21 protein-coding genes and 1 pseudogene are annotated in these 19956 nt (G+C 68.8%); 11 read left to right on the top strand and 11 right to left on the bottom strand.

The annotated features are described in order from the left end of the window. The 4 genes and pseudogenes from fmdA to GWI24_RS20060 all read left to right on the top strand — a co-directional run. On the top strand, positions 1 to 1202 hold a 1202-nt coding region (fmdA, locus tag GWI24_RS20075), incomplete at its 5' end, for a formamidase (protein WP_247616620.1). A 55-nt stretch (positions 1203 to 1257) separates the two neighbouring features. Continuing rightward, positions 1258 to 2292 carry an alpha/beta fold hydrolase gene (locus tag GWI24_RS20070; RefSeq protein WP_210947305.1) on the top strand — a complete coding sequence of 345 codons (1035 nt, stop codon included), beginning with the start codon at positions 1258 to 1260 and terminating at the stop codon, positions 2290 to 2292. A 2-nt stretch (positions 2293 to 2294) separates the two neighbouring features. Next, complete coding sequence (locus GWI24_RS20065; protein ID WP_210947304.1) at positions 2295 to 2870, top strand: DUF1097 domain-containing protein; 576 nt, start codon at positions 2295 to 2297, stop codon at positions 2868 to 2870. 70 nt (positions 2871 to 2940) lie between these two features. After that, positions 2941 to 3201: pseudogene (locus tag GWI24_RS20060) on the top strand (hypothetical protein); the annotation flags it as partial. On the opposite strand, the gene GWI24_RS45365 reads toward GWI24_RS20060, so the two are convergent. Continuing rightward, entirely contained in the window at positions 3162 to 3689 is a 528-nt protein-coding gene (locus GWI24_RS45365) for a LysE family transporter (protein WP_374103320.1), read from the bottom strand. The pseudogene GWI24_RS20060 and the gene GWI24_RS45365 overlap by 40 nt on opposite strands. 86 nt (positions 3690 to 3775) lie before the next feature. Then, positions 3776 to 4468 (bottom strand): HAD family phosphatase, encoded by a 693-nt coding sequence (locus GWI24_RS20050; protein WP_210947302.1) that lies wholly within the window; start codon positions 4466 to 4468, stop codon positions 3776 to 3778. Between the two features lie 909 nt (positions 4469 to 5377). On the opposite strand from GWI24_RS20050, the gene GWI24_RS20045 reads away from it, so the two are divergent. Then, the gene (locus tag GWI24_RS20045; protein WP_210947301.1) at positions 5378 to 5869 is read left to right on the top strand and encodes a GNAT family N-acetyltransferase; all 492 of its coding nucleotides are present in this window, start codon (positions 5378 to 5380) and stop codon (positions 5867 to 5869) included. 56 nt (positions 5870 to 5925) lie between these two features. Here the strand turns inward: GWI24_RS20045 and GWI24_RS46575 are convergent, their stop codons facing one another. After that, the gene (locus GWI24_RS46575; protein WP_308343810.1) at positions 5926 to 6330 is read right to left on the bottom strand and encodes an HNH endonuclease family protein; all 405 of its coding nucleotides are present in this window, start codon (positions 6328 to 6330) and stop codon (positions 5926 to 5928) included. Between the two features lie 405 nt (positions 6331 to 6735). Here GWI24_RS46575 and GWI24_RS20035 point away from each other — a divergent pair, with 405 nt between their 5' ends. Next, positions 6736 to 7260: a hypothetical protein gene (locus GWI24_RS20035; RefSeq protein WP_210947300.1), complete on the top strand. Its 525-nt coding sequence runs from the start codon at positions 6736 to 6738 to the stop codon at positions 7258 to 7260. A 77-nt stretch (positions 7261 to 7337) separates the two neighbouring features. Here the strand turns inward: GWI24_RS20035 and GWI24_RS20030 are convergent, their stop codons facing one another. The 6 genes from GWI24_RS20030 to GWI24_RS20005 all read right to left on the bottom strand — a co-directional run bounded on the left by GWI24_RS20030 (position 7338) and on the right by GWI24_RS20005 (position 14405). Beyond that, complete coding sequence (locus GWI24_RS20030; protein WP_210947299.1) at positions 7338 to 7931, bottom strand: hypothetical protein; 594 nt, start codon at positions 7929 to 7931, stop codon at positions 7338 to 7340. After that, entirely contained in the window at positions 7928 to 9196 is a 1269-nt protein-coding gene (locus tag GWI24_RS20025; protein WP_210947298.1) for a hypothetical protein, read from the bottom strand. The genes GWI24_RS20030 and GWI24_RS20025 overlap by 4 nt, the downstream gene beginning before the upstream one ends. Before the next feature lie 3 nt (positions 9197 to 9199). Then, positions 9200 to 9952, bottom strand: a complete 753-nt coding sequence (locus GWI24_RS20020; RefSeq protein WP_210947297.1) for an ATP-binding cassette domain-containing protein — start codon at positions 9950 to 9952, stop codon at positions 9200 to 9202. 132 nt (positions 9953 to 10084) lie between these two features. Then, positions 10085 to 10480 carry a hypothetical protein gene (locus GWI24_RS20015; RefSeq protein WP_210947296.1) on the bottom strand — a complete coding sequence of 132 codons (396 nt, stop codon included), beginning with the start codon at positions 10478 to 10480 and terminating at the stop codon, positions 10085 to 10087. Positions 10481 to 11510: 1030 nt separating this feature from the next. Further along, positions 11511 to 12293 carry a DUF4232 domain-containing protein gene (locus GWI24_RS20010; protein ID WP_247616618.1) on the bottom strand — a complete coding sequence of 261 codons (783 nt, stop codon included), beginning with the start codon at positions 12291 to 12293 and terminating at the stop codon, positions 11511 to 11513. A 642-nt stretch (positions 12294 to 12935) separates the two neighbouring features. Beyond that, the gene (locus GWI24_RS20005) at positions 12936 to 14405 is read right to left on the bottom strand and encodes an FG-GAP repeat protein (RefSeq protein ID WP_308343809.1); all 1470 of its coding nucleotides are present in this window, start codon (positions 14403 to 14405) and stop codon (positions 12936 to 12938) included. 1078 nt (positions 14406 to 15483) lie between these two features. On the opposite strand from GWI24_RS20005, the gene GWI24_RS20000 reads away from it, so the two are divergent. From GWI24_RS20000 to GWI24_RS19990, 4 genes are all read left to right on the top strand, one after another. Then, a complete protein-coding gene (locus GWI24_RS20000; RefSeq protein WP_210947295.1) occupies positions 15484 to 16107 on the top strand; it encodes a DUF6000 family protein in 624 nt (207 codons plus the stop codon). Next, the gene (locus GWI24_RS46265; protein ID WP_281790258.1) at positions 16104 to 16229 is read left to right on the top strand and encodes a hypothetical protein; all 126 of its coding nucleotides are present in this window, start codon (positions 16104 to 16106) and stop codon (positions 16227 to 16229) included. The genes GWI24_RS20000 and GWI24_RS46265 overlap by 4 nt, the downstream gene beginning before the upstream one ends. A 98-nt stretch (positions 16230 to 16327) precedes the next feature. Continuing rightward, a complete protein-coding gene (locus GWI24_RS45355; RefSeq protein ID WP_247616617.1) occupies positions 16328 to 17347 on the top strand; it encodes a hypothetical protein in 1020 nt (339 codons plus the stop codon). A 131-nt stretch (positions 17348 to 17478) separates the two neighbouring features. Next, entirely contained in the window at positions 17479 to 17691 is a 213-nt protein-coding gene (locus GWI24_RS19990; RefSeq protein WP_210947294.1) for a cold-shock protein, read from the top strand. 13 nt (positions 17692 to 17704) lie between these two features. Here the strand turns inward: GWI24_RS19990 and GWI24_RS19985 are convergent, their stop codons facing one another. Next, positions 17705 to 17863: a hypothetical protein gene (locus tag GWI24_RS19985; RefSeq protein WP_210947293.1), complete on the bottom strand. Its 159-nt coding sequence runs from the start codon at positions 17861 to 17863 to the stop codon at positions 17705 to 17707. Between the two features lie 536 nt (positions 17864 to 18399). After that, complete coding sequence (locus tag GWI24_RS19980; RefSeq protein WP_308343807.1) at positions 18400 to 18600, bottom strand: hypothetical protein; 201 nt, start codon at positions 18598 to 18600, stop codon at positions 18400 to 18402. Positions 18601 to 18721: 121 nt separating this feature from the next. On the opposite strand from GWI24_RS19980, the gene GWI24_RS19975 reads away from it, so the two are divergent. Further along, positions 18722 to 19956 (top strand): helix-turn-helix domain-containing protein (locus GWI24_RS19975; RefSeq protein WP_210947292.1); only part of this gene is annotated, 1235 nt, incomplete at its 3' end.

Here is a 19956-nt window from a genome sequence, read left to right as displayed (position 1 = left end):
ACCAGAAGGTCCCCGGACACAACCGCTGGCACCCCGACATCCCGCCCGCCGTCACCGTGAAGCCGGGCTCGGACTTCCGCGTCGAGTGCCGGGACTGGACCGACAACCAGATCGGCAACAACGACTCGGCCAACGACGTCCGCGACGTCGACCTCACCCACGCCCACATGCTCAGCGGCCCCATCGCGGTGGAAGGTGCCGAGCCCGGCGACCTGCTCGTCGTCGACATCCTCGACCTGGGCCCCGTACCGCAGTCGGAGGGCGAAGGCTCGGGGCAGGGCTGGGGCTACACCGGCGTCTTCGCCAAGAACAACGGAGGCGGCTTCCTCACCGACCGCTTCCCCGACTCGTACAAGGCCGTCTGGGACTTCCACGGCCAGCAGGCCACCTCACGCCACATCCCCGGCGTCCGCTACACCGGCATCACCCACCCCGGTCTCTTCGGCACCGCGCCCTCCGCCGAACTGCTGGCCCGTTGGAACGCCCGCGAGCAGGCCCTCATCGACACCGACCCGCACCGCGTGCCAGCGCTCGCCCTGCCCCCGCTGGCCGACAACGCGCTGGCCGGGACGGCGACCGGCGAGGCCGCCTTCCGCGTCGCCGCCGAAGGCGCCCGCACGGTTCCGGCCAGGGAGAACGGCGGCAACCACGACATCAAGAACTTCACCCGCGGCTCCCGGGTCTTCTACCCCGTCCTCGTCCCCGGCGCCCTGCTCTCCGGCGGTGACCTGCACTTCAGCCAGGGCGATGGCGAGATCACCTTCTGCGGCGCCATCGAGATGGGCGGCTACATCGACCTGCACGTCGATCTGATCAAGGGCGGCATGGAGAAGTACGGGGTCACCACCAACCCGATCTTCATGCCGGGCAACGTTGCGCCGCAGTACACCGAGTTCATCTCGTTCGTGGGCATCTCCGTCGACCACGACACCGACTCCAACCACTACCTCGACGCGACGATGGCGTACCGCAACGCCTGCCTCAACGCCGTCGACTACCTCACGACCTTCGGCTACAGCGGCGAGCAGGCCTACCTCCTGCTCGGCTCCGCCCCGATCGAGGGCCGGCTCAGCGGCGTCGTGGACATCCCGAACGCGTGCAGCACCCTCTACCTCCCCACGGCGATCTTCGACTTCGACATCCGGCCGACGGCCGAAGGGCCGAGGAAAGCCGACCGCGGTCAGTGCGCCGTCACGTCCTGAAGGCCACGAGATCTCAGAGCTCCGAACGTCCCGAAAGACCTTGAAAGGCAGCCTCATGAGCGAACATCTCACCTTCCAGCTGGGCGACTTCACCACCCAGCACGGCGCCACCCTGCGCGGCGCCCACCTGGCCTACACGACGTACGGAGAACTCAACGCCGACAAGTCCAACGCGATCGTGTATCCCACCTGGTACTCCGGCCGGCACTGGGACAACGAGTGGCTCATCGGCCCCGACATGGCCCTCGACCCGGCCGAGTACTTCATCATCGTCCCGAACATGCTCGGCAACGGCCTGTCCACCTCCCCGAGCAACACCCCGCCGCCGTACGACCGCGCCCGCTTCCCGCACATCACGGTGTACGACCAGATCGCGGCCCAGCACAAGCTGGTGACCGAGGTATTCGGCATCGAGAAGATCGCGCTCGTGACCGGCTGGTCGATGGGCGCCGGGCAGACCTTCCAGTGGGCCGTCAGCTATCCGGAGATGGTCGAGCGGATCGCCCCCTTCTGCGGCTCCCCGCGCACCAGCCTCCACAACAAGGTCTTCCTGGAGGGCGTCAAGGCCGCGCTGACCGCCGACGCGGTCTTCAACGGCGGCTGGTACGACGCGGAGAAGTGGCCGACCACCGGACTGCGTGCGCTCGCCCGGGTGTACGCGGGATGGGGCTTCTCGCAGGCGTTCTACTGGGAGAAGGAGTACGAGAAGCTCGGCTACACCTCCCTGGAGGACTTCCTCGTCGGCTTCTGGGAGGGCTTCTTCCTCGACGGCCGCGACCCCAACAACCTCCTCACCATGCTCTGGACCTGGCAGAACGGCGACGTCGGACTCACCCCCGGCTTCGACGGACACACGGAGGCCGCGCTGGGCTCCATCAAGGCGACCACGCTCGACATGCCTGCCGAGAAGGACCTCTACTTCCCGCCGGAGGACGAGGCCTGGGCCGTCAGCCACATACCGGGCGCCGAGCTCCGCGTGATCCCCGGCATCTGGGGCCACTTCGCCGGCGGCGGCAGCAGTCCCAAGGACACCGAGTTCATCGACACGGGTATCAAGGAACTGCTGGCCAAGCCGGGCGGGTTGGCGTAGCCATGAAAGGCAGACTGCCGCACGAGGTCAGCGCCTCGATCATCGCCTTCGCCACCGTCTTCCTGCTCCTGAGCCCGCTCCACATGCCGACCTGGGCGATCTTCATCACCTGGGCAGGAACGTTCATGCAGGGCGGCCCGAGCATCGCCAACGCCATCTCAATGATCACCGCCACCACGACAGGGGCGGGGTTCGCGGTGGTGGCCGTCCTCCTCAACCGGGAGACGGGCACGATGTTCGGCACCGGGGAGTTCGCCCAGACCCTGGCGCTGGGCGTGGTGATCTTCATCGTCAACGGGACCCTGCTGGCGACCGGCCGACTGAAGCCGTTCGCTCTCATCCCGGCCATGTTCTTCGGCTTCGCGTCGACGTTCGCCACGTACTTCGGCGGATTCGGCTATGACGCGGGGAACCTGGGCGCCTCCTTCGTCAGCGCCGCCGCGATGTGCGCCCTGGGCCCGCTCGCGGCCACTCTCGGACTACGGCTGATGTTCGCTCCACCGGCTGCCACGCCTGAACCCGTGAAGCACCACGAGAGCGAGGAGGTAGCACCTTCGGCCAGCGAGGCACCCGCATGACGCGGTAGCTCGCGCGAGTGAGGCAGAGGGACGGACCGGCCATTGGCCCGCCCCTCAACGACGGGGCGGACGGCTGACGTCGCTCTCCGGGTTCCCGACAGTGGGGCCGGGCGTGCCGTTCGTCCGTCTGCGGGCGTTGATCGGCGGCCCGGTCCAGGAGCCGGGCGCCAACTGCCACCGGTTGGGGTCTTTCGTGGTCACCGGCCCGGACGCCGTCGAGGTCGAGGAGCGGGCCGACGCGCTCCTGCGGCAGATCCGCATCCACGTCAAGCCGCACCCGAACGGGCCCGGTCAGGTCAGGCCGGCGAGCACCTCGGCCATCGCGCCGTAGCTCTCGCGGACCGCGTCCGCCTTGGCCAGCCGGTGGCACTCAAGGCGGATCGCGCCCAGGTGCCGGGCCTCGTAGACCCGCGCCCGCCACATCGCGGCGGGCGAGCGGTCCAGCACTCCGTAGGACTCCCAGAACGCTTCGCGCTCGTCCGCCTTGGCTGTCGCCATGCGGATGGTCCAGTCAGCGGCCGGATCTCCGAACCATGTGCGGTCGAAGTCCAGGACGCCGGTGATCACCGGCTCGGGGGCCGCAGGGTCCAGCAGGGCGTTGAAGGCCACCTCAGAAGCGGTCAGTACAGCACCCAGCCCAGCTGCCACCGCCACCACCATCAGCGCGAACGCGGTAAAGCGTCCGATGGAAGCGCTGATCGCCGGACGCGGACCGTGGCGTAGCCCATTACGCAGGATCAACATCTGATTAGCTCCCGGCGTAGCAGCAAGCAAGATTGCCGACGGGAGGAACGCCGCCCACTCGATACCGGAAACCATGAACGCACATGTACCCCCAGTCGTCTGATCACCAACAGGCAGGCTGACAAGTTGAGCCAGACTCTCCCCTGTCATCGACAAGTCAGCTATCCATCATGCTCGGACGGACGACTCCTCTGGGCGATCCAGCGCAAGACCGCCCGGGCGTCCAAGATCTCGCGTTCGGCAAGCAACAGCTGCCCCGCACAAGCGGAACGTGGATGCGTGAGCGCAGCAGCGGCCGTTGCCGCCACACACCGCATCCCTGCCCGCAGCCCAGCCTCCACCCCTACGGAGGCATCCTCGACGACCGAACACCGATCAGGTTCCACCGACAGCAAACGGCTGGCCTCCAAGAAGACGAACGGCTCAGATTTGCCCTGCTGTACTTCTTCGGCAGATACCCGGGCGGGAAAGAGATCATCCAGTCCCGCACAGGACAGGACGATTTGAATGACCTCTTGAGACGACCCTGATGCCACAGCTATCGCAAAGCCAGCGTCCCTCAGTAGGCGGGCGAGCTCTACCACCTCGGAAAATACTCGAACGCCTTCTCTCACGCGACGGAGGTAGAAGCGATTACTGCATTCCAAAAGCTCGGCAGGGGAAACATCCATTCCCCGGGTGACAGTAATCTCCTCCCACATCTCCTTCGTTCCCATTCCGGTAAGCAAGGAGTGGTCGGCCGCAGTTAAACCCTCGTAGCCGAAATGGGCAAGAGTATCGCGCTCCGCAGAAAAATAGGCTAAGCCACGGTCAACCAATGTGCCATCCAAATCAAAGATAGCCGCAGACTTCATCTCATCACTCTGTCAGCGTTGCGTCCGTCGAGCAACAGCTATGCCCGCCAGGGAAAAGTAACGGCCACGGGGTACCTGACATCTTCCACTGCCGATCACGCCCGTATAGAACCCGAGTCCCTGGGACCAGGACTAGCCCAGAGGGAGACTCGGGCGGGCCTTCGTGATCGCCGAACCCCACCCTGACCTGCTGCGCGGTGACCCGGCCGCATGCGTTGGCCTCTCCGCGCAGGCGAAGGTGAGCCGCCGGAGGCGCCGAAGAGCGGGGTATAGCTCGTCCTCTCCGGTGCAGGGGGCACCACCCCGCTGCGGTAGCCGAGCAGCGCCTCGACGGCCTTGTCCTTGCCCGGCCGTGAGTGGTCGAGGAGAGCAGCACGCCGTAACCGAGCCGCTCAGCCTCGGGATAGATGACCTCGAGAAGATCGGTGTGGAAGGTCCGGTGAGGAAATCGACGGGCGCTGGTAGAAGGGCTCAGGCGAGGAGGACCGAGTCCCGGAAGACCGCGCGGAGAACGTCGCCGCCACGCTCGCGCCTGCGAATTGCCCGCGTCGACCTGGACGGGCTGGAGGCCGCGCTGCTGCTGGTCGCGCGCAGCGTTAGCACTCGCGCGGCCAAGCCGGTGCTGACGTTCAAGAAGATGGCCGCCGCGCTCGGCCTGGGGTTCGAGCAGGCTACCCAGGGCCGGGCGGCAGGCCGGATCGATTCAGCGCCCGGCTGCCGGTCCCGCCCCCCTTCTCGCACGGCAGCACCTGGCAAACCGCGGCGGCGGTCACGGCCTGATGCTCGCGCTCCGTCCGTTCCTGAGAGCCGTACCGGCAGCATCCCGGCGGGCCTGCTCCGCGGCGGCTTGCTCGTGCCGCCCTCGAAGACCTCCACCGTCGCTGCCGTCGACCGGGGACTATCAGAGGCATGACTCGCCCGACACGCACCCAGCCGCCCCGGTCGTGGACGGTGACGCCTGCTCGCTATGACAACCCCGATGTACAGCAGCTCCTCCGGCAATTGCACGCCACCCAGCTGGAGATGTACGGCTACGCCGACGATCCCACCGATACCCCGGCCGAGGACTACACCCCGCCCCAAGGCCTCTTCCTCCTCGCCCGGGAGGTCACCACCCGCCCGACCGGCTGCGGTGGATGGCGCACCCTGGACGCGAGCACCGCCGAAGTCAAACGCATGTACGTGCACCCCGATACCCGCGGCCAGTCACTCGGCCGAGAACTCCTGCTTCGCCTCGAGACCGACGCCCGTCTTCGCGGATACACGCACATGCAACTGGAGACCGGCGTGGCCAACGTGGCAGCCCTCGCGCTCTACCGACACAGCGGCTACCTCCCCATCGCCCCGTACCGCCCAGGACGAGACCCCCAGATCAACCGGGCATTACGCAAGGCGCTGTAATCGTCGAGCGCCGGAGAACAGTGTGGACACTGCCTCTTGCTCACCGGGGCTTTGCCTCAGGCGCAGGTGGCGAGCATGCCGTCCAGGGCCGAGCGTTCCGCTGGGTCCACGGTCAGACCGTATACGTGCTTACCGAGACCCAGGCGCGGCCGTAGGTGCATCGGTAGCTGGCCAGCGGGGGGCTGCCAGCTCGCCGGATCCTTGTCACCCTTGGACCGGTTGGAGCGGGCGGAGACCGCAATCAGCTGCGAATGGGTGAGGTCGTTCGCGAATGCGCGGCGGTCCTCGGTGCTCCATTCCGACGCGCCGGACCTCCACGCCTCCTTCAGTGGCACGACGTGGTCGATGTCGAGCTGGGCAGCCGAGTCGGCCGTCACGCCGTCGTACGGCGAGGTCCAGTGCCCGGAGGTCGCGCGGCATTGACCGTCCTGGGTGAGATCGGTTCCCTCGCGCTGGAGCACGGCCTCGCGCGTGTCGCAGGTGCCCTGCTGGATGATCCAGCGCGGGAACTTCGCCCGGCACGACGGTCAGCTCCTCCAGCTCCGCCCGTGCTTCGTCGGCGGCCGGGGGTTCAGGGAGCTCGGCGGAAGCGGTAGCCGAGGTAGGAGTGCTGGAGGAGGCCCAGCTCGGTGAGCCGAAGGCGAGGAGACTGCTCGTGGCCAGCCCGGTGGCCACGACAGTGGACCAGCGGCGCATCATCATCGTCATGCCCACCACCGTGGCCGGGCCCGGCTACCGCAGGGCCTCACCTGAGGGGATTCACCCCCACGGGTGGCTGCCTCCACAACTCCTCAAGCCCGGCGTGCAGAGCAGGCACACCACCGTCCTGAGCAAGAATGCCGCCAGCGATCACGAAGGGGAGCGTCGTGCGGCTGACGATCGACACCGAGACGGACACCTACGAGCAGGCGATTGCCGCCGTGCAGGCCGCCTACGGACTGCGCCCCGTCACCCCCGACGACTGGCCGGAACCACCGCCCGTCGACCCACGCCCCGGCCCGCAGGACCTGGGCGACGATGACATCGGGGACGGCTGGAGCGAGCAGGCACTGTTCCGGATGATCGCCTCCCTGATACCCGGGGCCCGCGCGGTGCTGCGCCGGATCACCGACCTGGGCGGCACCGCCTCGTTCGACGAAGTGCAGCAGTACTTCGCCGACCACCCGACCACCCCGATCACGAAGGCGAAGATCGGCGGAACCCTCACCAGCATCCCGGCGGTACAGCGCCGCATCCGCCCGGTCGGCGCGTCCCGGCTGCTCCAGCGGGACGAGCGGGCTCGGCTCTACCAGATCGGCCGGGCGCTGGTAGAGGGGCTCAGGCGGGCGTTCGCGATCGCCGACGCTTGCCCCGACTTGCTGCGCGGTGAACCCACCGCGCGCGTCACCTGACCCGGGCCGCACCACCGGCAGGAGAACGGCTCGCCAGCGATCCCAAGTAGCCGGGTTCAGCTGTGCTGATGGGTTCCTCAGTGAGTGGACCGCAGAGGGTCCTGTCGTGTGAGGCAGACGAGAATGCCTGCAAGGACGATGGCTGCCGTGATGAGCGGGGCGACCAGGGAGTTTGCGGGATACAGGATCCAGGCCCATGGCTCGGGGCGCCCTCCGCTCCTCCAGCCGGCCGCCGCGCACAGCAGGGGCACGATGGCGACGGTGACAGCCGCGATGCGGTGGCCGAGGAAGGGAAACAGCAGCAGCGCCAGTCCGACGTATCCGGCGATGTTGCGCCCCAGTACCAAGGCGATGCTGTCAGCCCCCAGGGCGTAGCAGAGGGCTGCCGTCCCTGCCCCCGTGGCGGCGACCGCCGAGCCGAGTGCGGCGTCCCACCTCCGCACGGGACGGCAGGCGACGCTTTCGACGCGTAGGTCGCCGCGTCCCATGCCGTAGAGCAGCATCACCGCGGGCAGCAGTGTGATGAGGTGGCCGACAAGGAAGTGTCCGGACTGGCCGGTCAGCACAGGCACAGGGAGTTCGGCGTTGCCCATGAGCAATCCCACCGCGTTGGTCACGACGAGGGACACCGTCAGTGCGGGTACGGCGCGGGCTTTCAGCCACCAGATCATCCGCGGCTCCCGTCGATGCTCAGCTGGGGGCGCACGTTGCATGATCGCATGGCGCGAGTGTTGCGCTCGTACCAGGCGAGCTGGGCCTGTCGGGACTGTTTGAGGACATGCTGAGCGAGGACCAGTTCCGGCGGTGCGACCCGGTTCGTGAGGGTGCGGGGTGAGGCACCGGCGGTGAGGGAAAGCCACGCTCCGACGGGGCCGTAGGCGTCGGCGCCTGGGTAGCGTTCTCCGTTGTACGCGCAGGCAGGAGATTGCGGAAGGAGTCCTGCCGCCACGCCTGTGGGCACACCGAGCGCACTGACGCCGGGCTCAATGGCCAGTTTGGTCTCCTCGGAGCCTGGCCGGTCGGCCATGGTCAGCGTGGCGGGCACCGCGACGCCGGCCCGGTGGAGCCTTGCGACGGCCTTGCGTGACTCTGTGCGGACCATCCCGGCTCGGTCGTCCATCTCGGGCCACAGGCAGATGCGGGGCTGGCCGTGGTCGCACTCCAGGTCGCTGGTCGGGCGGGAGGTCACCGGGTCGGCCCCCATGCCGTGGGCGGAGGCGGCACCGCCTGCGAACCCTGCGGCGAGCAGCGCGGCCGCGGCGACGATGGCGGGGACGGCCTTGCGGTACTGGATGAGCACGGCGGCGGACAGACAGACCCCGGTACCGAATGCTCCCGCACTGACTAGCGCCCATACGTCCAGGCTCTGGTCGAGCGTGCAGCAGTCCTGGAGACCTCCGCCCACGAGGTGCCGGATCCACACGATGCTCCAGGAGACCGGGTAGGCGTTGGCGACGAAGCTCGCGATCAGCGTGACCGGCACCGCGATGATCGGAGCCCACAGGCGGCCCAGGACGAAGCCGACCAGGGTGTTGGCCGCGAGGAGCACTGCTTCGACCGCGAGGATGCCGGGATTGGGCATGCCGATGCCGACGTCGGCGGCGGCCGCGGAGACGAGCAGGGCCGCGGTCATGCCGACCAGGCCCATCACGAACACCGGCAGCAGGAGGGGGAAGGCGATGGCCAGCGGCGAGCGGACCGCGTTCTGGTCGGAGATGCGTGCGCGCCTGAGTCGGCTTCCCTCCCAGGCCCCGGCTCCGGCACACGCGGGGCCCACGAAGGACAGGGCCAGGCTCGCGGTGCCGGTGGCGGAGAGCCAGTAGTGGGGCGTGACCCACTCGGACAAGTTGTCACCGAGGGCGATGACGATGAAGCCGGCCAGAAACGGCAGGAGACGGGTGCCGGACGAGACGCGGACGACGGTACGGAGCAGCACGGGTCAGATCTCCTCGCCTACGAGCTGGGTGTAGGCGGCTTCCGCGCGTTCGCGAGGGCCTTGGGCGTTGTCGGCGTTGTCGGCCATGGCGTGGAATTGGGCGGTGGTGCCGTGGAAGCGCACCGTGCCCCGGTCCAGGACGATCACGTGCTGGTAGAGGTCGGCGAGGTCTTCGGTCTGGTGGGTGGAGACGAGGATGTGCACGTCGTCGGCGAGCTGCTCGAGTAAGGACCGGAACACCTTGCGCTGGGTCGGGTCCAGGCCCGCGGTCGGCTCGTCCATGAGGATGAGCTCGCTGTGGTGGGTGAGGGCTCCGGCGATGCCCATCCGGCGCAGTTGGCCGCCGGAGACCTGGTGGCTGCGGCGGTCGGCGAGCTTGTCCAGGCCGACACGGCCGAGCGTGGTGGCCGATGCCTTCCAGGCATCCGTGCGGTTCATGCCCTTGAGCCAGCCGGCGTAGGCGACTTGCTCCCGCACGGTCAGCCCCGGCATGGGCGTGATGTGCTGCGGCAGCCAGGCCACTGCCTTCCGATACGCCGTCACATCCCTGCGGACAGTGGGGTTGCGGCCCTTCCAGGTGACCGTGCCGTCCAGGGGCTTGAGCTGGGAAGCGGCCAGCGCCATCAGCGTGGACTTCCCTGCCCCGTTCGGGCCGAGCAGCACCGTTGCCGGGCTGCTGACGCGGAGGTCGAAGCTGTCGAGAACGGTCGTCTTCCGGTTGTACCGGAAGGAGACACCGCGGAATTCCAAGGCCATGAGCCGCACAATCCGCCGCCAGGGTGACCCCGAGGAGGCTGTAGTGAGGAGCGGAGCGGGAGGTGCTCGGGCGCAGGCAGAGCCCGCCTGCGCCCGGGCACCTGTGAAGACGTGCCGTACTGTCTTCGGGTTCTAGTAGGCGATGACCACCTTGTTGGCGCTCATCGTGCCGCCCGTGGTGAAGCTGAAGAGCTCGAAGTAGTACTTACCAGACGACTGGTCACCCCAGGCTGACTTGCCGCAGCTGTTGCTGCGGGTGCCCTTGTCGTCGTCGGGCAGCAGGTCGCGGTTCTTCCACAGCTTCAGGTTGGCCTTCTGGAACCCGTTGGCGCCGTCGGTGTGGCAGCCGCTGAGCGTCACCGAGGTGCTGACGCCGTCGGTGTTGTTGTCATTCCAGCGGGAGGACTCGTTGCCGGGGTGCCAGCCGGTGAAGTACGTGGTGCGGCTGCCCTCGGCGTGGGCCGGGACCGCGCCGGCGAATCCCAGCAGTACGGCCCCAGCGACGAGACCAACGGCTTTCCGGTGCATGTGCATTCTCATCTCCCGTGTCCTGCGCATGACATGAGCCATGCAGGCATGACGGAGGAAGCACCTTTCGCATTCCCCCCGGATGCAGCGCTGTCGTGCTCGCGATCGCCACACGAACATATCTCCACATCACCGATTCACGGCGATGATCATGTCAAATAACGACTAAAAGCGTGCGAGTGTCGTACTACTTTTCGCATCGCTCGAATCCGTTCACAAGCGACCGCATCACTCGACCGAACAGGTGGATGCCACATCAACACAGGTCGCACGCATGAGCGAGTCACAACCCGAGACCGCCCCGAGGCTCAGTCGCTCTTCGCAAGGCTCACGCGGACCCCTGCAGCAACAATGGCCGAAAACTCACAGTCATAACATAATTACAGTGCAGAACCAGACGGTGCCGCACACAAAGCCATCAGCCCACCGGCCGCCGACTACCACCCGGGCAGGGCCCGGCAAGACGCAGGCAGCATCTCCGAGCCAGGCCCCGCACCAGTTCACCTACCGCTCGCCCCCGCGGGCCTCGCCTCTGCGGTACAGCCCGGTGCGACCTCAGCGTCCAGGACGCGCAGGAAACAAGGTGGACGATAACCGGCGAGAATGACCGGATCTCATAGTGAGAAATTTAATGGTGAATTAAACAACTGCTTTCCCGGCAACACGGCGCCAGCGCAATGCCCGGCGCGTCCGGAACATGTGGATGGATTCCGGGTTGACACCGGTCTGCCATGCCCCGTACATCCAGGGCGGCCGGGCGTCGGGTTCAGCGGGCGAGTGTGGGTGTTGCAGGCGTCCACCCTCTCCAGCGGCCGAAGTTCCGCGCGCTCATCGACTGCGCGCGGCCAGGCGACACCGTCCACCGGACACATCCTCGACGTGCTCGACGTCCTGCACACCGACCGCCTCGCCTGCGTATCCACGACGGCGCGTTCTCCGCCATAGACCTCACCGCCCTCAAGAACGTCGGCAGCGATCACGAAGGGGCGCGGGGCCGTGGAGCGGATAGTCCGCTGCCCTGGTGCGTCACTCACCAGGGCAACGGGGCAGTGGACCCTTCATGGCCCAGCTGGGCGCTGGTCAGCCGATGGGGTTGACGAAGGTGCCGGGGTGGGTGGCGCTGCGCTGGTCGACGAGGGTGTCGGTCTCCCAGGGCCACTCGATCTTGAGGGCCTTGGTCTCGTTGGGCGGTGATCTCGGCCCAGGCCGGCTGGTAGAAACCCTCCTCCTCCTTGGTGAAGGCGGGGTTGAGGGTGAACTCGGTGCTCTGGCCGGCCTCCACCTCCACGGAGCTCCACTTCTGCGAGGAACGGACCAGAGACCAGCGCTCGCCGCCGTTCACCGAGGTCAGATCCACACCAGGAAAGCCGCCGATCCGCCAGGAGTAGGAACCCTTGTTCATCAGGGCGATGGTTGCGGTCGTCGCGCCTTCCGCGCCCTCCTCCGGCACCGGCAGCGCGTCCTCACCCGTGGCGAACGCGGCTTCCAGGTTTTCGGTGCGGCAGCGCTCGACGCCCGCGTGCGCCCTGCCGCCGCCTTCGGTGGCGGCCTGCCCGCCGCCCGACTGATCCTGCGCGGTGCCCGCCTCCGAGCCCCCCTCGGCCTTGGCATCGGAACCCTGCGCACCGCCGGAGGAACCCGAGGAGCCGCCGGACCCGGCCGGGGCCGTGTCCGCCTGGCCCGCGGACTTCGAGTCGCCGGTGTCCGAGCCGTTGCAGGCCGTCAGGGTCAGGGCGACCGCCGCGGTCAGGACCGCGGCGGCGACGCGAAGGGTGCGACGGCGGGCGACGCGGGCGCTGGTGTTGGAGCGCATTTCGGGTCCCCCAGAGCGGTCGGTGTCATGGTCTGCTCGGTACGACAACAACTCTGACCGGGGCCGCTACCGCAACACTGCTGTCCCGCTAACATCCGGCTAACCCGACTGTGACCAGGGATAAGACGCCAAGGGCAGGCCCGTCCCCGCCATGGCGGCGAGCAGTGGCAGGCCGACCAGGAATCGGCGCCGGTGGGCCCGAAAGGCACCGCCCACCGTGCCGTCGGCATGGACCGGAACCGGCCCGTCACGCTGCGGGAGATGTCGGCGGCCATCCGCCCCATGGCCCCCCGGCACCGACGAGTTCGGGCCGGACACGGCGAGGACGTCGTCGTCCCACCGGGCAAGGACACTGCCGCCGGTGGCGCGTCACGCAGAGCCTGCCCCGGTGACCGCTGCTGCTCGTGGCGGGGCCCGGATGCCGGGCAGCGGGGCCGACCATCACGAAGGGGGGCCTCATGCGGCTGACGTCGGCCGCAACGAAGGAACTCACGGGCAGACCGCGGAGCGCGGTCTGCCACCGCCTCTGCGTCGGGCGGCTGTCGAGGCGTACATCGAGTGCTCCGAGCAGGGAGGTGTCGGCCCGTCGCCCGGCGGGCGGGCCGACGCTGCGGGGGTGGGTACGACGACCGTAGGGCGCACTCAGCGGCTGCTCAGCGGCTTGCCGTACTTCTGAGCCGTGGACAGATACGGGAGGCCGAGCGTGCGGGGCGAGAAGGCCGCCGAGCCGTCGGCCGAGCCGCTGCGGAAGAGCCATGCGGCGCCCAGGGAGGCGTTCTCGCCCGGGGATCCGACCGTGACATCCGGTACACCGTCGGCGTCGCAGTCACCCGAGGCGACCGCCGCCCCGAAGGTGTCGCCCACCTCGGCGACGCCCGGGACACCGGGCGTGTCCTGGTTCCAGGAGACGGATGCGGCAGCGCCGCCTGCGTCGAGCAGGCCCTGAGCGCTGCCGGAGAGCAGCCAGGCGGCACCCGCTCCCGCTTTGCTTCCGATGGCCTCGCCGGGAGCGCCCGCGATCAGGTCGTCGCGACCGTCGCGGTTGACGTCGGCGACCGCGAGGGCGGCGCCGAAGCGGTCGCCGTCCTCGGCCACGCCCGGGACACCCGCCGTGTCCTGGTTGAGAGTCTGGGTGCGGCTGCCGAACGAGCCGCTCGCGGGGCTTCCGTAGTGGAGGTAGATGCCGCCGCCCTTGGCGAGTTCTTCGGGGCCGCACGGGTCGTCGATGTTCTCGTCGGCGATCTCACGGCACTCGCCGAGGGCCAGGTCGTCGTGGCCGTCGCCGTCGAAGTCGCCGGCGGCCAGGGCGGTCACGCCGGCGTTGTCCGTGTTCCAGAAGTTGGCCATCTCGGACCGGTCGGCGTCCCACTTCCACAGGCGCACATGAGACTGCGTGTTGGGGCTGCCCGCGGTCCAGTACGCCACGGCCAGGTCCGCCGTGCCGTCGCTGTCGAAGTCGCCGGTGGTCAGGACGGGGGCGCGGCCGCCCATGGGGGCGGCGACGACGGTGGTGATCATGCTGTCTTCGCCCTGGATGACACGAGCGACGACCTTGTCCGTGCCGCCGATCACGATCTCCTTGTTGTCGTCGCCGGTCAGCTCGGCCGCCGCGACCGATGTGCCGTACGCGGCCGACGGCGACGGCCCGGTCAGGACCGTCGCCCCCGGTCCCGGCTCATCCGCCGACCCGCCTATGGCGATGACCATGCCTGCGTCCGTACCGCGGTCGGTGACGTCCTCGCCGGGGACACCGGCGAGCAGTTCCGCTATGCCGTCGCCGTTGAGGTCCACCAGGGCCACGGATGCGCCGAAGCGGTCGTCCGCCTCCGGGGTGCCGGGAACCTCGGGAGTGGCCTGGGTGACACGGATGCTTCCGTAGGCTCCGACCCCCTGCGGGCCGCCCCAGACGACGTTCACATACCCGGCCCTGGCCTGGCCGCCGACGGTCCCGTCCGGGACGCCGACAGCGAGGTCCGCGTAGCCGTCGCCGTTGAAGTCGCTCGTGGCGCTACGGGGTGCGGCAGCGGTGGCGCCGGACGGAAACACCAACCCGGCGGTGGCCACAGCGCCGGCTGCGATGGCGTACGTCAGGATGCGGCAGCTGTGTGGCACGGAGGCTCCCACTCGGTCGACGGGTGCGGGTTATCTGGTGTGACCGTCGAAGGGCGGAACTGGTTGTACGGAGTTCACCGGTGGTTGGCGCCGGATTCACGGTAGGCGGCCTCGGTCCGAGCGGACACGGACGGCGTAGCCCATGGCTCTTCGGCCCGCGTGGACGCGGACGGCTGCGAAGGCTTCACGTCCGTGTCCTCCTTCGATTCTTCCGGACCGAACGGGCAGGTTCCTGTCGCCTCGCTGCCGCGGCCGGAGTGCGCAGCCCCGCCACCCACCGCACGGGCGGTTGGCAGTGCGCAGATCGTCCGCCAGCGCCTGGATGCCTTCGCCGCGCATGGCGACCCCGAGTGGCTGACTCTGACGCAGATCGCCGACCACCTCGTGGGAGCCGACCTGGCCACCTGGGGTCAGTGGGAGGGACGGCACAACCGACTGATGATGGCCGGCCGCACCATCCGGTCCGCGCTGCGGCGAGCCGGAGCGCGGGGTCGCGCCTCTGGTCGCGCTCCTGGTCACACCTCCGGTCGCGGCTCCCGTCGCGCTCCTGGTCGCGGCTCTGGTCGCACCGGGCCGGACGCCGGGGGCGCTACCGCAAGGCGCTGGCCTCGGACAACGTGCCCTCAGCAGCTCCCCGGCCACGCGGACTGCTTCCCCACTGCGCCCTCCGGCCGTAGGGCCCCATCGGATAGGTGCCCCTGCCGCGGCCCCGGACGAGGCCCACTAGGCGCCGGCGGTGACCATGGCGACCAGCACCGCGACTCCGGCCAGTTGGCCGCTGCCTGCGTCTGCCCCAGGAAGGTCCCTGCGCGTGCGACCCTACGTGAGCTGCGCGAAGTTCATCACCACGCCCGAGTACGCGCCCCGGCTGCGGGAACGCCTCTGTGTCGAAAGGCATCTGATCGCCGACACCCAGGACCGCGGCTGAGATCGCGAGATCGAACGCCACCAGCGGATCACCGACCGCATCACCAGCCTTCTTGACGACCTCGGCGAGTCCCACGACGAGCCGACCGGCTCAGTTGCCGGAGTGCCCAGATCACTGGTCGGACGGCCTCGTCCACGACAGGATGCCGCCATGCGCCACGCTGACGGAGAGTCCGAGCTGCCCAAGTTGATCCGCCGCTACGTCACGCCCGATCGGCGGTACCTCAAACTCGGTGGCAGCCCTCTCGGCATGAGTGGGCGCGAACGCGGCAAGTTCACGCGAAAGCTGGGCGAGGCCGCCAGCCAGATCAGCACCCGTGAACTGGGCATTCTGCTCGATGGAGGATGGCGTGAGCGCAAGACGGCAGCCTGGCTCATCGCCGTTGCTGGCAGAACCGAGTTCCGCGGACGCCTCGGCGAACTCCTGCTCGCCAACGAAGGGCCCTACGCAGGGCAGGCCTACTGCGTCGCTCTCGCCACCTTCGGCACCTCTGCCGACGCCGACCTCCTGGTCACTTACCTCCACCGCTACCTGCCCCGCCCCGACCTCTACTACGACCAGGCAGCCGCCCTCGGCACGCTCCTGTTGCTCGACGCCAGGCTCGGTGTCGGCCAGGCCGCCCAGTTCCTCACCCCAGACGGCCTCTGGCAGCAGTGGATCGACGGACCACCCAGCAAGGACTACGAGACTCCCGACAACTACCGCGAGTTCATCGGCCAGCTCGGCGATCTCGCTGATGAGAGCGCCAGACACTGCACGGCACGGAGACGATGACACTGCCCACCGAGTGGCGCGAGGCGCGGACGGCGGAGAAGAAGGCCGCCGAGGCCGCCCGTCGCAAGGAGAAGGTCGTCACGCTGCGGCAGCGGCGTCCGGTACGCAGGGCGAGCGCATGACCTCGCCGGGCATATCCTCGATACAACGTCGACCTGATCGGAAGTGGTGAGACTCCGCGAGCAGCTCTTACCTCCCCAGCCCTCCGACCGAGGCACCCGTGGCCATCTCCCGCGAGGTCCTGCGCCTCCTGGCGCTGGTCGCCGTCTCCAGCGCCGGCCGCCGCGTCCTGGACGTCCTGCTCTCCCTCAGCAACCCGGGCAACGGCACCACCGAGATCAGCCAGAACGAGATGTGCACCGAGCTGGGTGCGAGCAAGGCGACCGTGAACCGCGGCTTCAAGGAACTGCGCGAGTGCGGGCTCGCCTGGGGCCTGGAGGACGGTCGCTACCAGCTCCACCCGCTACTGACCGGCGGCGCGGTCTCCTCTCCTGTTATGCAGGTCCCGGAGATCAAGGCGGCCGACCCCGCCCGCTTCACCGCCCAGCGACGGGCCCGGTACGCCGCCCAGATGGCGAACCTCGCCCCACTGGCTGACGCCCCCGCCAGGGCGTCTTCAGTCCCTCCAGCCGAGGCGCACCAAGTGCCCAGGCAAGCGCTGGCAGGGACCGGACACGTCTACGTACTCGCGATCACAGGCACTGTGTCGTACGTCAAGATCGGTTCCACGGCACAACCTCGCTCCCGCCTGGAGGCGCTGCGCACCGAGGCTCACCGTCAAGGCGGCGCCGTCACACGGGCATGGCTGTCTCCGGCCCATCCCACCTGCAGGGGCACCGAAGCCCACGCGCTCAGGAACTGCCGCGAGATCTCGCCGTCGACAAGCCCACGAAGCGAGTACTTTCCCGATCTCGGCTTCACGGCAGCACGGCGCGAAACCGTCAAAGCCTTCCTGGGCATCTGTGATACCCCGCAGGTCTCGACAACGACTTCGGCCGCTGGCCAGTATCAGCCGATCCCCGGTCATGTCTGGCGCCGGCTGTCGCCCAGTATGTGGGATGAGTGCTGGCGGGAGCTGGACTTCTTCCGGCAGGGCAGCCACCGCAGCCGCTTCCGTAGGCGAAACAACACCACGTCACGCCCCAGCCATGTCCCCGAGTCACTCCTGGACGCCTTCGGCGCTCTGTTCGAACCGTCCGCGCCGGTGATTCACCTGTTCTCGCGACGCACTTCATCGTGACGCAGGTCAGCGGCACGTCCCTCCTGAGACAAGACCTCTCGGTTCCGTGACCTTCATTCCCCCAGGGGGGATGATCAGCCAGGCGGGTGTCCTGTGCGCCCGATCGAAGCACGTGATTCAAGGGAGCCGTTATGTCTGAGCGCCAGTCCGGCACAGTGAAGTGGTTCAACGAAGAGAAGGGGTTTGGCTTCATCACCCCCGAAAGTGGCCCGGACCTTTTCGTGCACTTCAGGGCGATCCAAGGCAGCGGCTTCAAGAGCCTCAAGGAAGGCCAGAAGGTGACCTTCGTTGCCGTGCAGGGGCAGAAGGGCATGCAGGCGGACGAGGTCATCGCAGAGTCCTAAGCCCCAGTGGCGGTCACAGGACGGTGCCGTGCAGGGCGCGGCAGTCTCCGGACAGGGCGTAGCGGCGGGCGGCGAGACCGTGCTCAAGTTCCTCGCCGATCTCCTCGTACAGCGGCGCCAGGACGTCGGCGGCGTCGGTGTCGGACAGGTAGGCCGGGGCGACTTCGAGCATCAGCTCCCCGATCGCGTGGGTGCTGGCGGCGAGGTCGTCGCCGGCGCGGCGCAGCTCGGCGAGCTTGGGATCCGCCGGCGGTTTCTCGGGCGGCGGGGCGGGGCGGTGCGGACGTTACGGACGCCCTGGCGGACGACCGCACCGCTGTGGGCGAGCGTGGTGAGGCGGCGGGTGATGAGCTCCGCGACGTCGCCGTGCGACCGAAGACGGCGATCAGGGCCCGCTGGGACAGGCCGTAGTCGAGCGCGGCCGCGGCGGCCGTGTCGGTGTCTCGCGTGCGGGAAACCTCGGTGCCGGCGGTGACGGCGGCCTGGATGGCGCCCAGAGCGCGGGCGACGCGAGCAACCGGTACGCCTACGCGCGGCTGATGCGGAAGGCGGCTGGGCCATGTCCAGCAGACGGTTGATGATGGTGCCCTCCAGGCCACTTCCAGCTGGAAGGACTCGCGGAGCAGGTCGCCGGCCTGGGCAGCACCCAGGTCCAGGAATCCCGTCCGACCGGCATGAATGCGCGGGTGCAACGGGCTTGACGAGGGTCTAGGAGAGGAACTGAGCGAGTGCTCCGGCTAGGGCGGCTGCGAGGGTGAGGACCGTGGCGAATGTGGTGGCGGCCCGCATGAGGGTGGCGGGGTAGGTGGCGCCGTCGAGACGGGCGAGCGTGCCCGCGCCGACGGCGGCCAGCAGCGCGAACAAGACGACCAGCGCGGTGGTGAGCAGAACAACGGCAAGGCGGGTCACGGCGGACTCCCTGTAGATGGTGGGGCGTTGATGTGCCCCAAGGTCGCCGAAACGGTGTTCGCCGGGGTCCGGTCTGGACGAAGATGAACACTGGCGAACACACAGAGCTGGAGTGGGACGGGTGCACGATGAACACGGTGAGCGCGAGCTGGCGCTCACCGAACTGCGCGCGAAACTGGCGGACGGGCTGGCCCGTGCCCGGCTGACCAAGACCCAGCTCGCCGGCCGAGCAGGACTGGGCCGCACCACCGTTCAGGAAGCGTTCCGGGCCGGCGCGCCCGCCCCGTCGGCTGAGACGGTCGCGGCTCTGGCCCGCGTGCTGCGTCTGCCGAACGCGGAGCTGCTGGGCCTGCGGCGGACCGCGGCCGCGGAGATCGGCCCCGTACTCGTTGAGGACCTGGGCCCGGGCAAGCCGATCGGTGAGTGGAACCCTCACGACCTAGAGGTCCATCCCGCCGGAACGGCCTCCGGCGGGCACCAGCTGGGTGATGTGCCGGAGCGTGTGCTGCCTGGTTATGTTCCGCGCGGCCACGACCGGCTTCTCGCCGAGGTGGTGGACGAGGCCACACAGGGTCACAGCCGGATGCTGGTCCTGGTTGGAACCTCCTCAACGGGCAAGACGAGAGCCTGCTGGGAAGCTGTCCAGCCACTCGCGGCCCAGCGGTGGCGGCTGTGGCATCCCTACAACCCCACCCGGGCCGAAGCCGCGCTCGACGACCTCGAACGTGTGACCCCTCACACGGTGGTGTGGCTCAACGAAGCCCAGCACTACCTCGGTGACCCCCAGGTCGGTGAACGGATCACGGCCGCCATCCGCACCCTCCTCACCCGTCCCGACCGCCGACCGGTTCTCGTTCTGGGCACCCTCTGGCCCGAGTACGCCGACCAGTACATGGCCCTGCCCCGTCCCGGCTCCTCTGACCCACACAGCCGGGTCAGAGAACTGCTCGCCGGACGTACCCTCACCGTCCCCGACACCTTCGACCAAGCAGCACTGCACACCGCAGCCGCCCTCGCGCGGAACGGCGATCGTCTGCTGGCCGACGCCCTCACCCGAGCCGGCACCCACGGACGAATCACCCAGGAGCTCGCCGGAGCCCCCGAACTGCTGCGCCGCTACGAGCACAGCACACCGGCTGCCAAGGCACTACTGAAGGCAGCGATGGACGCACGCCGCCTCGGCATTGGGCCTCACCTCCCGCAGACCTTCCTCACCGACGCCGCGGTCGACTACGTCAGCGACCACGACTACGACGAGCTCACCGAGGGCTGGGCGGAAGCGGCGGAAGCGGCCTTCGCCGACCTCGCCCGCTGCGTCCATGGCAAACAGGCACCCCTGCGCCCCACCAGCGCCCG

The organism is Streptomyces sp. MK37H, from assembly GCF_018035285.1.
Classification (GTDB): Bacteria; Actinomycetota; Actinomycetes; order Streptomycetales; family Streptomycetaceae; genus Streptomyces; species Streptomyces endocoffeicus.
This window is presented reverse-complemented; position numbering and strand designations above follow the sequence as displayed.

Excerpts from the sequence above, each read along its gene's own strand:
- GWI24_RS20070 (WP_210947305.1), top strand. The coding sequence starts at position 1,258 with ATGAGCGAACATCTCACCTTCCAGCTGGGCGACTTCACCACCCAGCAC.
- GWI24_RS20065 (WP_210947304.1), top strand. The coding sequence starts at position 2,295 with ATGAAAGGCAGACTGCCGCACGAGGTCAGCGCCTCGATCATCGCCTTC.
- GWI24_RS45365 (WP_374103320.1), bottom strand. The coding sequence starts at position 3,689 with ATGGTTTCCGGTATCGAGTGGGCGGCGTTCCTCCCGTCGGCAATCTTG.
- GWI24_RS20050 (WP_210947302.1), bottom strand. The coding sequence starts at position 4,468 with ATGAAGTCTGCGGCTATCTTTGATTTGGATGGCACATTGGTTGACCGT.
- GWI24_RS20045 (WP_210947301.1), top strand. The coding sequence starts at position 5,378 with ATGACTCGCCCGACACGCACCCAGCCGCCCCGGTCGTGGACGGTGACG.
- GWI24_RS20030 (WP_210947299.1), bottom strand. The coding sequence starts at position 7,931 with ATGATCTGGTGGCTGAAAGCCCGCGCCGTACCCGCACTGACGGTGTCC.
- GWI24_RS20020 (WP_210947297.1), bottom strand. The coding sequence starts at position 9,952 with ATGGCCTTGGAATTCCGCGGTGTCTCCTTCCGGTACAACCGGAAGACG.
- GWI24_RS20015 (WP_210947296.1), bottom strand. The coding sequence starts at position 10,480 with ATGCACCGGAAAGCCGTTGGTCTCGTCGCTGGGGCCGTACTGCTGGGA.
- GWI24_RS20010 (WP_247616618.1), bottom strand. The coding sequence starts at position 12,293 with ATGCGCTCCAACACCAGCGCCCGCGTCGCCCGCCGTCGCACCCTTCGC.
- GWI24_RS20000 (WP_210947295.1), top strand. The coding sequence starts at position 15,484 with ATGCGCCACGCTGACGGAGAGTCCGAGCTGCCCAAGTTGATCCGCCGC.
- GWI24_RS46265 (WP_281790258.1), top strand. The coding sequence starts at position 16,104 with ATGACACTGCCCACCGAGTGGCGCGAGGCGCGGACGGCGGAGAAGAAG.
- GWI24_RS19990 (WP_210947294.1), top strand. The coding sequence starts at position 17,479 with ATGTCTGAGCGCCAGTCCGGCACAGTGAAGTGGTTCAACGAAGAGAAG.
- GWI24_RS19985 (WP_210947293.1), bottom strand. The coding sequence starts at position 17,863 with ATGCTCGAAGTCGCCCCGGCCTACCTGTCCGACACCGACGCCGCCGAC.